General features: G+C 33.4%; 14 protein-coding genes and 2 pseudogenes. 8 read left to right on the top strand and 8 right to left on the bottom strand.

Going from position 1 to position 13,282, the window contains the following annotated elements:
- Positions 1-11 precede the first annotated feature (11 nt).
- Positions 12-980 carry a helix-turn-helix transcriptional regulator gene (locus DJ93_RS27735; protein WP_042984651.1) on the top strand — a complete coding sequence of 323 codons (969 nt, stop codon included), beginning with the start codon at positions 12-14 and terminating at the stop codon, positions 978-980.
- Between the two features lie 70 nt (positions 981-1,050).
- Complete coding sequence (locus DJ93_RS27730) at positions 1,051-1,509, top strand: SRPBCC domain-containing protein (RefSeq protein ID WP_042984649.1); 459 nt, start codon at positions 1,051-1,053, stop codon at positions 1,507-1,509.
- Positions 1,510-1,794: 285 nt separating this feature from the next.
- Here DJ93_RS27730 and DJ93_RS27725 read toward each other — a convergent pair whose 3' ends face one another.
- On the bottom strand, positions 1,795-2,100 hold the full coding sequence (locus DJ93_RS27725) for a DUF4030 domain-containing protein (protein ID WP_241484392.1): 306 nt from the start codon (positions 2,098-2,100) through the stop codon (positions 1,795-1,797).
- A 603-nt stretch (positions 2,101-2,703) separates the two neighbouring features.
- Here DJ93_RS27725 and DJ93_RS27720 point away from each other — a divergent pair.
- On the top strand, positions 2,704-3,861 hold the full coding sequence (locus tag DJ93_RS27720) for an agmatine deiminase family protein (protein ID WP_042984648.1): 1,158 nt from the start codon (positions 2,704-2,706) through the stop codon (positions 3,859-3,861).
- A gap of 333 nt (positions 3,862-4,194) precedes the next feature.
- Here the strand turns inward: DJ93_RS27720 and DJ93_RS27710 are convergent.
- Positions 4,195-4,977: pseudogene (locus DJ93_RS27710) on the bottom strand (IS4 family transposase); the annotation flags it as partial.
- 209 nt (positions 4,978-5,186) lie between these two features.
- On the opposite strand from DJ93_RS27710, the gene DJ93_RS27705 reads away from it, so the two are divergent.
- The gene (locus DJ93_RS27705; protein ID WP_042984646.1) at positions 5,187-5,759 is read left to right on the top strand and encodes a histidine phosphatase family protein; all 573 of its coding nucleotides are present in this window, start codon (positions 5,187-5,189) and stop codon (positions 5,757-5,759) included.
- 188 nt (positions 5,760-5,947) lie between these two features.
- Complete coding sequence (locus tag DJ93_RS27700) at positions 5,948-6,331, top strand: hypothetical protein (protein ID WP_042984645.1); 384 nt, start codon at positions 5,948-5,950, stop codon at positions 6,329-6,331.
- A 493-nt stretch (positions 6,332-6,824) separates the two neighbouring features.
- On the opposite strand, the gene DJ93_RS27695 is transcribed toward DJ93_RS27700, so the two are convergent.
- From DJ93_RS27695 to DJ93_RS27685, 4 genes are all read right to left on the bottom strand, one after another.
- Positions 6,825-8,270 (bottom strand): L,D-transpeptidase family protein, encoded by a 1,446-nt coding sequence (locus tag DJ93_RS27695; protein ID WP_042984644.1) that lies wholly within the window; start codon positions 8,268-8,270, stop codon positions 6,825-6,827.
- A gap of 296 nt (positions 8,271-8,566) precedes the next feature.
- Positions 8,567-8,719: a hypothetical protein gene (locus DJ93_RS32945; RefSeq protein WP_161785276.1), complete on the bottom strand. Its 153-nt coding sequence runs from the start codon at positions 8,717-8,719 to the stop codon at positions 8,567-8,569.
- Between the two features lie 282 nt (positions 8,720-9,001).
- Entirely contained in the window at positions 9,002-9,217 is a 216-nt protein-coding gene (locus DJ93_RS27690; RefSeq protein ID WP_016114251.1) for a helix-turn-helix domain-containing protein, read from the bottom strand.
- Positions 9,218-9,227: 10 nt separating this feature from the next.
- Positions 9,228-9,710, bottom strand: coding sequence for a DUF2975 domain-containing protein (locus DJ93_RS27685; RefSeq protein ID WP_042984643.1), 483 nt, complete (start codon positions 9,708-9,710; stop codon positions 9,228-9,230).
- 622 nt (positions 9,711-10,332) lie between these two features.
- On the opposite strand from DJ93_RS27685, the gene DJ93_RS27680 reads away from it, so the two are divergent.
- Together DJ93_RS27680 and DJ93_RS31690 are read left to right on the top strand one after the other, a co-directional pair.
- Positions 10,333-10,920 carry a hypothetical protein gene (locus DJ93_RS27680; protein ID WP_042984641.1) on the top strand — a complete coding sequence of 196 codons (588 nt, stop codon included), beginning with the start codon at positions 10,333-10,335 and terminating at the stop codon, positions 10,918-10,920.
- A gap of 4 nt (positions 10,921-10,924) precedes the next feature.
- On the top strand, positions 10,925-11,578 hold the full coding sequence (locus DJ93_RS31690; RefSeq protein WP_080743751.1) for an insecticidal delta-endotoxin Cry8Ea1 family protein: 654 nt from the start codon (positions 10,925-10,927) through the stop codon (positions 11,576-11,578).
- 139 nt (positions 11,579-11,717) lie between these two features.
- Here the strand turns inward: DJ93_RS31690 and DJ93_RS27670 are convergent.
- Both DJ93_RS27670 and DJ93_RS27665 read right to left on the bottom strand, forming a co-directional pair.
- Positions 11,718-12,212: pseudogene (locus DJ93_RS27670) on the bottom strand (IS6 family transposase); the annotation flags it as partial.
- The gene (locus DJ93_RS27665; protein WP_042984639.1) at positions 12,187-12,447 is read right to left on the bottom strand and encodes a helix-turn-helix domain-containing protein; all 261 of its coding nucleotides are present in this window, start codon (positions 12,445-12,447) and stop codon (positions 12,187-12,189) included. The gene DJ93_RS27665 and the pseudogene DJ93_RS27670, both read right to left, overlap by 26 nt.
- A 257-nt stretch (positions 12,448-12,704) precedes the next feature.
- Between DJ93_RS27665 and DJ93_RS27660 the strand changes: the two genes are divergently transcribed.
- Positions 12,705-13,223, top strand: coding sequence for a hypothetical protein (locus tag DJ93_RS27660; RefSeq protein ID WP_042984638.1), 519 nt, complete (start codon positions 12,705-12,707; stop codon positions 13,221-13,223).
- Positions 13,224-13,282 lie beyond the last annotated feature (59 nt).

The following is a 13,282-nucleotide window of genomic DNA, read 5'->3' as shown; positions in this document are numbered from 1 at the left end:
AATGTCTACATATGTCTAAAATGGTTAATATGCTTTCTATATTATGGCTCCTCAAAACGAGAAAACAAATGACTGCTAAGGAGTTAGCAGAGGAATTAGAAATCAGTATCCGTACGGTGTACCGCTATATTGATGCTCTATGTGCAAGTGGAGTACCAATCATTTCAGATGCAGGACATAATGGTGGGTACAGTTTACTGAATGAGTTTACAAAGGCACCTTTGTTTTTTAACCTGGATGAGCAGAAAGCGCTTGTTCATGCTGCAAAATTTGCAATAGATGCAGGGTATCCCTTTAGTGAAGCCCTAGATGAAGCAATTTCTAAATTGAAAATGTATACAAACGAGGAACAATTGAATCATATCAATCGTCATTTAAGAGGGTTTGAAGTCATCCATCCTACTGTCGAACCGTCTTTGAAATCTATTCTTCAAGATTTAGAAATTTCTGTTGCCGAAAGTTATAGGTTATTTATTATGTATCGTAAGGATGGGGAAATCGAACCACAATCACGCCATATTGATCCTTATGGCCTTGTTTATTGGAAAGGTAAGTGGTACACAGTGGCTTATTGCCATCTGCGTAAAGAAATTCGAAGTTTTCGAATTGATCGTATTCAATCATTATCCAGAACAGATGAAAAATTTGACCGCCCCTTGGGATTTTCAGCACGTTCTTTCTTTCTAAAAGACCTTTTACCTGATTCAAATCAACTTGAAAAACTCATTTCTGTCCGTATCAGAGGCAAGACACATGCGCTTGATGATTTATGTCAGCATTGGTTATTTAGTCATGCTTTAATAGAACGAAAAAACAATCAAGCTCTTTTTAAGGTTGATAAAGAGTCTATTCATACCTTAGTACCTTACTTTCTTCTTCCTTATGGTAAATCTATTACCATTATGGAGCCAACTTTATTACAAGAAAGATTGGCAACTATCAGCTTTGAATTATTCAATCATTATAAAAAACTTCACTGACCGTAATTGTCAGTGAAGTTTTTTTATAATGTACATGTACAGAATTAAATTTTTAGGAGGCATAAAAATTATGAAGGATTTGAAGTACCAATTTTATATTGCAGGCACACCAGAGGAAGTTTGGAAAGCATTGATCTCTCCTGAGGGTACAAAACAAATTTATTATGGGTCCGTCATTAGATCTACATTTCAAGTGGGCCATCTCTTGGAGTATATCGGTCCTGGAGTAGATGGAGATGAAACGGTGCATGTATACGGAAACGTATTGGAATATGAACCGAATCAGTTTCTTCGATTTACTCACTATCCTGGAAAGTCATATATGAAAGATGATCATGCATTTGAGTCAAGAATTTCTTATAGTCTAGAGCCTATTGGCTCATGTACGAAATTGACACTCATTCATGACCAGTGGAAAGAAGGTGATCCCTATTATGAGAACAGCAATAAGGCCTGGTGGATGATTTTAAATAATACAAAGACTTTAGTAGAAACAGGAAGTACGCTAGACTTTGGTGAAGGTTCATAGGTCCGTCACAAATGATTTAACAGAAAAGGAGTAGTAGAGCACAACTCCTTAACAAATTTGTATTTTAAGATATCTCACTGATTGGGAAGTAAATAACTTAAATGTGACCTGGCATTTTTCTATATAACTGATCTCTTTGAGAGAAAATATATATTTGTTCAACAATCGGGCGCTATCGCTAAATAGAACTTAGATTTTTAAATGACTTTATTGTTATATTTTTTAGTGTAGTGAAGTATCTTACATCAAAAATTAAACAACTAAATTTTGAACCCCGTCCTAAATTTAGAACGGGGTTATGCTTGTTTGACTAACATTAATCGTGTACGGTTTAATATTTTGATTTTTTAGCTGAGTATTAATCTCTTCTTTTAACTTATTTTCATTTCCAGCCATTTCTAGGTCTACTATTTTTGTTTTATCATCTACAGTGGCACCACGAAGCCCCTTTTTACCCACCATATTCTGAACAGTATCCATAACTTTTGATCCTTCACTTTTTGCTTCCTCTTTATTGTTCTGACAGGAACATAATAAAGCGAGTGAAAATAGAAGTACAAATAACTCTTTTCCTTTTTTTATCTTAATCACCTCTCTCATAATTTTTTATTTAATAATCTTCGATATATTGCTTCTAACTCTTGTAACATTCTCCAAAACAAATGAATAATCTTCATCTCAACATTCAGGTTCAACCGAGATACATGTAATTTGGAGTCATACTCTGTATTTTTGGGGGGTATAAACTGCTTAAGTTGATGGATGTGGGGTCACCATATCATTTTGAGAAAATTGTACGCTAAGGAATTTATAAAGGTCATAGAGAATTAATAAACGTTTATTAATGTTTTTTAACATATTTATAAACGTGATAAACCTTGATTTCATAGGGATATAAGTCTTGTCCTTAAAGGTATACCTTTACAAACGAGAATATTGATAGAAAGGACCGTAAATAATTTTAGAATAAATTTACTTAAGAAATTAAATTATATAAATGTTTTACATATAGGGAATTGTGGTAAATTCAATTGATGATATTTAAATGTCTTTATTGAAAAATATTAGATAAATGAGCAAATCAAATTAGATGAACATAAATTATCACCGAAAGTTAGTATTAATTAAAAAAAGCTTGAGCTTCACATTATGTGAAGCTTTACATTATTGTAAGAAAGAACAGGAGGTTTAGAAATGCAAAAAATAGCGAATTTATGTTTGATGGCTGTACTATCCACATCAATTATCAGTGGTTGTGGTCAAGGTAAGGATATTGAGAAAGTTCAGGGAAAAGATATTAAGAAAGTAGAGGCACAAAAAAAAGTAGGAAAATATACAATGCCGGATGAAAAAAGCAAACATGAAGGGACATGGCTACAATGGCCACATGAATACACATACGGACAAGATTATCAGAAAGAAGTAGAACCGATTTGGATCCAAATGACAAATGCTTTAAGCGAAGGCGAAAAAGTTCACATTGTTGCATATGATCAAGAAGAAAAAGAAAGAATTACTAAACTTTTAACTAATCAAGGGGTGAATATGGAAAAAATAGATTTCTTTCTCTCACCTACTGACGATGTATGGGCTAGAGATAGTGGACCAATTTTTGTTTATGACAATGATAAAAATCTAAAGATATTAGATCCAGGATTTAACGGATGGGGAAAGAAAACGCCTTTTGCGAAGGATGCTCTTCTTCGTGAGAATCTTAGCAAACAGTTAGGGATTGGAAGAATTGATTGGCATAAATTTGTCCTTGAAGGCGGAGCAATTGAATTAGATGGTAATGGAACTGCTTTGTTAACTAGAAGTGCTGTGACGAATAAAAACAGGAATCCTAATTTGTCAGAAAAGAAAATTGAAAAATATATTAGTGATCTTGGAGTAACAAATTTTATTTGGTTAGATGGAGTACCTAACTTAGAGATTACTGACTTTCATATTGATGGATTTGCCAAATTCCACGATAAATCTACTATTATAACGTTAGCAGAAGACGATCTGGCTGAATGGGGAGTGTCAGACACAGATATTAACAAATTGCTGCATGCAAAAAATGCTTCAGGTGGAAATTATAAGTATGTATATCTACCGCTAAGTAAAAACAAGGTTACCTTAGAAAGGGGGAAGCAACTTGATTATAAAGGTTCATATGTGAATTATTATATAGCGAACAAAGTTATCTTGGTCCCTAACTATAATGATCCAAATGACAAAATAGCAAATGATATCATTCAAGAACTATACCCTGATCGTAAGGTGGTAGGTATTGATGTAAGGGAGCTATATAAAAATGGCGGTATGATACATTGTGTTACCCAACAACAACCGATTAATTTGAAGTAATAAATTGATATTTTATTTTGTGAATTTGTCTATTTTTTATGAGAACTTGTTTATTAACAGGATAGGTCAAGATAACATGTTATCTTGACCTATCCTGTTATATTTTTTGTAAGTTAAGTATTTATTTCCTATAACAAGAATTATGTAATCTTTATTTTTGGATAGAAATTTCCTCAATTTCGTTCTTATACTCTTCTTCATCGTGTTTATTTAACTTTTTATTATTAATGTAAACATGGTGCCATTCGTAATTTTTTTTTCTAAATATACATAGAAAATTATTTATACATGTTCTTTTTCACTATTATCATAACCTATAAATTGAACTACATGATGTCGATCCTCCTTTTTTATATACTTCCATTTTGAGTTAGTAGTAAAGGATTCTAATGTCTCTCCTTCTTCACTCCAACATACAACATTTTTCACATATACATTTGTATTTAATTTTAAACGAGAAATATAGTATGTGCCTCGTTGATCCATTTGATCTAAATCTTCCAATGAAAAATAACCCAAATCACGAGTACATAAATCTCCTGGTCGTAAGGTATCTAAGCATTCCGTACCAAATGTCTTGTCATTATTTTTTCCAGGTCCTACTTGAAAGTTAAGAAATTCCCCACTGTGCAGATCATATTCTAATTGAATTTTGATTCCAGCTGTTTGGGCACATCCTCCAGATCCTGGATATACATTCTCTAAAGCATTTGGTACTTGAAATACGGTGGCATCTAGGATACGGATTCATTCAAAATAAGAGAAGAGTTGGTTAGAAATCTGTGTTTGTTCACATATTTTTTGTTGTAACAGTAAAGAGAAAATATGTTGTGAAAACAAAACTGCTTTAGCATTTAAACGTTTATTTAAGCCCTCGGGGCTAAGCAAAGTACCAGTAGCTGCATGAAGCCTACTACATAATCGGACTATGGGCTCACTTGCCACCACCTGTTGACCGACCCAAATACACATAGCAGCTAAGTCTGATCCAGAAAACTTACGTTTTCGTTTTATAAATCCTATTTCTCTTGCAAGTTTTTCTAAAAATACAGGTGTAACATATCGTTGTAATTCTTCCACAAATAGTTGTAGTTCATCTTGAATTGAGAGATTCATAAAAAGCGTTATTCTTTCTAATCTAGCTTGTTTAGAAAGAATAACGCTTTTTTATACCTGAGGATAGTGAAAACTTCGCGTCTTTCTTACGAATATCGTGACTCTATTTCAAATTCACAGTTTTCTGTCATTTTTAAGGAGACTGTATTGGATATATATGCTAATATAGGGAAGCAATTGTAAAGAAACCTGAAAAAATGGAGGTAATTATGAAAACTTTCATATATATGGTGAGACACGGGGATTCACCGAAATCTGGAAAAGAAAAAACAAGAGGATTAACTGAAAAAGGAAAATTAGATGTTCAACGAATAACAGATGTATTACAAGGTGAGGGAATCGACGTTGTTATCTCAAGTCCATACAATCGTTCAATTCTAACTGTTCAGCAGTTAGCGAAGCAAATAGGACAAGAAGTTTTAGTATTTGAGGACTTAAAAGAGAGAATTTTTATTGCTGAAGAGGAACGAATGTCGGATAAAGAATTATTCCCTTTGATAAAAAAGTCATTCTTAGACCCCGACTTTGCTTTAATGGGAGGAGAGTCTAATGTCGACTGTCAGAAACGTGCTATAAAAGTCTTAAAAGAATTATTAAACACCTATCGAGGACAGAAAGTAGTATTAGGCACTCATGGGGCTGTAATGACTTTGATGATGGGATATTATGACAGTAAGTATGATTTAAATTTTTTACTACAGACATCAAAACCAGATATATATATAATGGAATTCAATGGACAGGAATTGGTGGAGGTTAAAAGATTGTGGGAAATTTCATAGATTGACTTTATTCATCTATAGCTTCTCCCAATGACGTGTATTATAAACAATAGGGTTACTGCGGTAACTCTTTTTCTTATGGCGCTGACGGGGGATTGAGTTCAACAATCTAAAAACTTCGGTTCCTTAGCGTACAAAATTCACGTTTTGTTCTTGCTATCCCGAGGTGAAATGGGAGGGAATGTTTTTTGGGCAGGATACTTTTAAAGTTATTTTTTAAATCAATCCTATTTTTTTTCTTATGCGGTATTGTTGTTTATTTTATATTTCAGATTATTTTTGTCTGGAGTGTTTCGACAGGATTAGGGAGGGATGATATAGTCGGATTTTCTGATAATAAGTATGTAATTGGCCGTCCACCTGTTAGCTATAATTTATATAAAAAAGATAGTGGAGAAACTATATTAGATAATATTATTAGTTATAAAAAGGGAAAAACTAAAAGCTATGTTCGGAATGAAATTGAATTTGCAGTGATAAATGAGATAAAGGGTAGCTATGAACTGTATAAAATAGAAAAGGCTTCAGAAAAGGATATAGAACGGCTGAAAGAAATGAAGAAATTAGAATAAAAGAGACTATCTGAAAGGTGAAAATTCACACTTGTTATTGTTAAATCTAAAAAATGGTTTAAACTGATAACTGAGTTTTATTTCATGAAAAGAGTCATTATAAAAATAAAGTATTAGGGGTTCAGTCCCATGCCCATCAACCTAAGATTTTAAAGTCCCCCTAAATGGGGATTTTTGTTTTTATAGCACCGAAGTTTATTTTTATCGTTTTTTGGGGAACTTGTTTTCTTAAGTTGATGGGCATGAATGGTGACCCCTATTAGGCTATTTTCTTTTTAACAACTCACCACGTAATGCTTTTTCAAAAGTCATGAAATTATGATTTTATTCCTTTATGTATTTACGTTAACGTATATAACTGTTTTTCCACCCCGCATACGAGAAGTGCATAGCATAAATAATAAAAAAAGCAGAAAATCACTCGCGATTCCCTGCTTTTTTTATAAATTTAAGTTCTTGATACATACATCGCTTCACGCGAGATTGCTATTTACTAGTATATGATAACCGGTTCATAAGTGCTTAAATTATCATACACAGTTTTTGCAATACTAGGAGGAAGGTTAACACATCCGCCCGATCCCCCCGTTAAATAAGCATTATTTGCCCAGTCTGTTCGCCAGCCGGCATCGTGGAACCCTTGGCCGCTATTTGTGAACGGGGCCCAGTAATCTACTTTAACGGAATAATCAGGTTTACCTACTGCGCTGCCTTTGAGTGTGTACGGTGATCGTTTATAAAGGACGTACCACACACCTGGTGATGTATCTTCACTCGTGCTATGTTTACCAGTTACTACATTTGTTGTGACTGCTAAATTTCCATCTTTGTAAATCCAAATTTGTTGCTCTGCAATTGAAACTTCTGCATACGTGTCTCCGATGCCATTATTCGATGTTGTTTCATAACCGATGCCTTCATTACTCCAGCCATTTCCGTGAATATTAGAAGCAGAAAGCGATTTTTCGCCTTTTTCAAAGGCTTGTTGGACTTGCTGTGTTTCTTTTTCAACATCTAGTGCCCAGCCATAGCCTTGTCCTTTTACTGATATGACCGAACCGGAATGGGTTTTAAAGGTGAAGTCTTTATTTAATGTTGATTTAGCATTATTAATTCCAGCAATTTTATTCTTAATGTCGCTCGCATCGATTGTAATTTTCATATCCTTTGACATAGAGGCATTTTGAATTAAATCTTTCGCTTTTAAAGGATAAACTTCATTCTGTACCTTATAATCAACGGTCTGTTGAAGAAGATCCTGTAGTGCTTTCTCCTCTTTTTTGACAATCGGATTGTCTTCTTTAATAGGCTGTATGTATGCAGACTTCAGATGAATTTCACTTTTATACTTCTGCTTGTCGTAATCTTCCAGTAGACTAGTAACGTCATACTGTTTTCCGTCAACGCTTTTCGAGATAACAACTTTTCCTTGTTCGAGCTTCGCCATAGCATCTTGAGGCGCTTTTAATTCTTTATTCATAGAGACGAGCTTTTCTTCTACAAGTTTTTTCATCGTTTCGCCACGATACTGATCCGCCTTTTCCAGTAGCAGTGAATAATTTTTTTCCTTTGAGGAAGGGAAAAATGTCCACTGGCTTTTTAATAGTTTCTTAACTTGAGGCAAATCTTTTTCCGTAAGTTCCGTTTGTGTATCTTTTTCATCTAAAATTTGTTGTTGACCGACATAGACTTTGTTTTCTAGTTCCGATGCTTTTAATTTCTGTATGGCCTGATCAGCGTTCAGACCACCGACTTTTGTGTCATTAATCGTAACATTTGAATTGAAGTGGGTTGCCTGATAATAACCCATTCCCCCAATGAGAAGTGCAATTATACCGCCACCCGCTGCGATAAGCTTCCAATTTGTAAAACGTTTGCTTGATCTTACTCGTTTTTTATCAACTTCTTCAACTGACTCATTTATTGTATTGTTGTTCATCAATCTTTCCTCCGTATACATCAACGTTAATCGATTTTAAACTAAAACCATTGACTAGTTTACCTTATTGTTCTTAAAATTTCATTATCTTTGACCAGATTTTATCGTATTAAATTGATCAAATTTGGACTTTTTAATAGAACGACACATAAAAATGGTAGATAAATTTTTTCAATTCACACTGAATAGTCCCTTATAATCCCATCCCAAACTCCTTACAAGGTGTACCGCCAGCATTTCGGAAAAACCCTACGCTAAGCAAAAAATAAAATAAGGCATCCATTTGGACAGCTCTTTTACATAATTCTCGTTATCGGTAGTAAGTACAAAATAATAATTCCTAATATAACAACATCGCCGATAGTAGGGGAACCAAAGAAGGTACGATTAGCAAAGTCATCTGTCTTAATAGCACTTTTCTCTTTTTCTGGATTTTTGTCTTTGTTCATTACAACTCCCTCTTTTCCTTTTTATTCCATGGACCTGTTAAATTTTAATGTTGATTTTATGAAATAAAAAGAAGCCACCTCAGATTAACGGGTTCTCTTTTGAGGTGCAAACATTGCAAATCACATCACATTTTTTGTCACTAAAATCAATGCAATTCTCAATGGAATTCTCTAATTAAATAACAATAATAAACGCAGAGAAGGGATAGCTTAATCGCTATCCCTTCATCTTAATTTCACTATCTAATCCCATTGGTTGAAGAAAGTTGTTGTCTGTTTTTATTAAGTGTCTTCGTCGCTTTTGTATTCCAAAATATCACCTGGTTGACAATCCAAAGTCTTACATATCGCTTCTAATGTTGAAAAACGAACCGCTTTTGCTTTCCCATTTTTCAGAATGGAAAGATTCGCCATCGTAATCCCAACCCTCTCCGAAAGCTCTGTTACGCTCATTTTTCGTTTTGCTAACATCACATCAATATTAATAATAATTGCCATATCCTCCACCTCAGACCGTTAAATCATTTTCTGATTTTATGTTAATAGCTTCTTGTAAAAGTCTTTGGAGAACAGCAGCAAAAACGGCGATCACCATAGAGGCGAAAATAATGACCAATCCAATTGGTATAATACTTGGAGGGTCAACTCTTTCCGCCATGAGATAGTAGAGTGGCATACCTAGCAAGTACAAGGTACTGATTGTGATGGCACAGTATTTTATATTCTTTAAAGCCTTTACCGATAATTCCGAGAACGCTTGGTTCTTATCAATATATCTTAAAAGTTTAAAAGCTTGATACAGAGCAAAGTAAAAAGGTATCGCTGCCGCGTACATATCGATTAAAACGAGAGATTTCATATAAGCAATATCTGGATACAATTCTCCAGCAAAATTCCCGATCTTAGGCACCAAAAATATGCACAATACAAGAACCGAGATTCCTATAAAAATAATAGCTAGCTTTAAAAAGAGTGTCGTAACTTGTTTCATAAAAAGCACCTCGCTTATTTAATGACAACATGACTTTATCATATTATTTATCGTTTTACAACAAAAATGTATTGTTTTTTATTGTAGTATTATTGTTATTGGGGTCACTATATCATTCTGGGAAAATTATATGCTAAGGACTTAAAAACCTTAATATGACAGCGTTCTTAGAAGAGATTAATGTGTTCAAAAAGATAAAAACCCTAGATTAACTGAACATTGAATTATTTACACACTTTATGAACATGATTATAGCTAGAAAACATTACTATTATTTAGTTTTATCCTCTGTTCATAAACATACAATTTTCTGGACACATAAAATGTTTATCAAATTTTTTTTATTTAATAGGTTTATAATAAATTAAGTAACGACTCCTACATTTTTCTAGCGTAACAAAACACATATCCCTCCATTATATTTTTTTCATCTATAAAATATAGCATTTATCTTGTTTCATACGTGCACTGATTTATTTTTTAGCAATATCCATTAAAAAATGAGAGAGATATGCATGAAATAATAACAGTTGTGTTGTTATTTCATGTTTAACTACATTGTATTTACTAGATAAAAATACAATGTAGTTAAACAATTTCTGTAAGGTGAGTGAATGAATTTATGGATTCAAATGTAAAAAAAGGAATGATGGAAAATTCCGAATCTAACTTGTGTGAAACAAAAATGGATGAAAATCATGGACAATTGTCGTACGAAGAAAGTTTCTATACGACTACAGAAGATTCTTCAAAGGTTCTAGATCATAGCAAACCTACGCTTCGGCTACAAGACTATACTAACCCAATCCTAAATGACTGTAATTGTAATACTATGGGAGATATTGATATTCAGGATGGTGAACCAATATCCATAAATCAACCAGAGAAATTTTTCTCATCCCGTCCCTGGACAGAGAAAAATCTAGATGAAATAGAAGATGAATGGAAAAGATGGGCTGAGGGCAACAGCTTTCTTTATATCCCACCAGTAGTCGGAACCGTCTCATCGCTTATATTGAAACAGATTGCAGGTGCGCTTGGTAAGAAATTATTAAATTCTTTATTTGAAAAATTATTCCCTACACCGAGTCCAGTCACAATATTAGAAATATTAGAAGCAGTTGAGGAACTTCTGAATCAAAGGTTAAGTCCAGGAAGTTCAGCACCGGGTTACGTTAGAATTAGAGGGGTTACAACAAAATATCGTTAATTTCTTGCAAGATGTTGAAGATTTCGAAAATCGGATTATTGTAGATCAGTTAGATGATGGAAATCAACCGCTTTCAATAATCGATTCAATTCATACTTTAAATCAATTATTTGATAATAGAATGCCCCAGTTTAGACATCCAGATTATAAAGTTTTATTACTCCCTTTATATGCACAAGCTGCTAATCTCCATATATCCTTTTTAAAGGATGTTGTTGATAATGCTTCAAGATGGGAACTTACTGCAGCTCAAATAAAAACATATATAAATAGATTCTTAGATAAAATTAGCGAGTATTCCAACTATTTTGTTATAATATTAGGAAGAACTTACTTAAGGAGTAGAAAGATGAAAGTGTTAAAAAATTCATGTATCGCAATTGGAGCAAATATTATATTTTGCATAGCTTTATATATATATTTCGCTTATCATTATGAACTTATTTATATTCACCCTGGCGAACCATATTTAGATACTGGACGTGATCTTACATATCTGATTTATGCCTTAATGATTCCATTAGCTAGCGCCATTATCTTTTCAACTATGGCACTGAAAGAAAATAAAGATCATGCAAAATTTTTGGTTCCGAATATACACTTTTCCGTAATATTTTTGATATTTACTACCGCCTGGTTTCTTTTTACATGTATTTAAGGTTAAGCGCTACATATCTTACATTGCCCCTTTTTATTTCCTTTCGGCAAAATTACTTCTATAAAAAATATGGTTCTGGTGCAAAGATAAAATAAAATAAAAGAGAATATAGCGCATATATTTCTAGCGGAATTGTATTTTATGCTGTTAGCCCAAACAAGTGATGGATGAATTCTTTCTGATTTTGGACAGACTGATCCCGTAAATCAAGCTGTTCTTTTTTAATCATATGCATGGCTTCAACACCACTCAATATAGAAGTTGCAGTTTTAAATGACTTAAACCCCAACATAGGACGCACACGTTTCTTAATAAAACGATGATCTTGTTCCACTATATTATTGAGATATCTAACTTGCCTTATCTTTATGCCTTCGGGCATATGTTTCTCTTCTTTCAACGCTTGAATCGCTACAGGATAGGCAGGGTTTTTATCTACTGTTATCACACGAGGTTTAGAAATGTACGAAAAAGCCAAGGCTTTCTTGAAAAAGCGCTTGGCTGCTTGTTTATCCCTTGATTTACTTAGATAAAAATCAATGGTATTCTCTTCTGAATCAACGGCACGATATAAATACATCCATTTCCTTTTCACTTTAATATAGGTTTCATCGACTCTCCATGAATCGTTTGTTGATTAAGTCATTGGTATTATTCCTATGCTCATCAAAGGGGCTCACCAGATCAATGGGATCAATGTCTAGTTTCTTAGCTATTTCGATTAATAAATAACTAGAAGGAATTCCATTTCCAGTTTCAATTTTACTAATTTGTGCTTGGCTACAAATACCTTTGGCTAAATCAAATTGTGTAAACCCTGCGAAACACCTAAATTTCTTTATATTTCTCCTTATGTTTAAATAGTCCATTCCTAACACCTCTTTTGATTTATCTATTTTTTCAGAAATATAACTATTATTATAAAATATTATACATTTTAATTGTAAAATTTAACAGAATCTTCTTTTAATTATTTTGTGATTCGTATTTATGAAACAAATATCATAGGGAGGGAGAAAAATGTCTACTGATTACAACCAAGATACTAAGACAGAGATTGTATTTAAAAAACTACCTGCGGAATACTAGCCTGAGAGATTTTTATTATTAAGGGAGGAACTTTAAAATGAAAAAATTATTTTCTGATAAAAAGGTGAAAAATAAAGTTATGGCTGGGCTATTGGCTGCGAGTGCTTTAGGATTAGGGATTTCAGTTGAACCAGCTAGTGTAGCTGAAAATTATTGGAGCTTGTATGGAACAGCACAAGCACATGCAGGAGTTCATGTAAGCTCAGCGGGGACGGTTTCTTTTAATGCTACTTCTCCTGGGGTGATTAGATATCATGGCTATGGATCAATAGTATTAGATGAAGGTGCTTTTGATGGTGGAAGGGTTACTGGAACTCTCAGTGCAAATGCTAAAACAATTTCCACAGCAAAAACTGACACATATACATGGAATAACGAAACAAGGACAGTTACCGCAACAGGTAATGGTCAATTAGTTGTAGATGCTGAATATATCGGTTCAACATCAGCAATAGGATATGTAAGTAGTGCTGAAATGTTTGTAGAAGGTACTGTTAATTATAATAATGGTGCATTCTATGAAAAGATCGTTGCAAAAGGAGATAGAGGTCTTTAATAAAAAACATAAAAACTAGACGGGATATTATACCGTCTAGTTTTAAAATAATCAATCTC

The organism is Bacillus clarus, from assembly GCF_000746925.1.
GTDB classification, from domain to species: domain Bacteria; phylum Bacillota; class Bacilli; order Bacillales; family Bacillaceae_G; genus Bacillus_A; species Bacillus_A clarus.
This window is presented reverse-complemented; position numbering and strand designations above follow the sequence as displayed.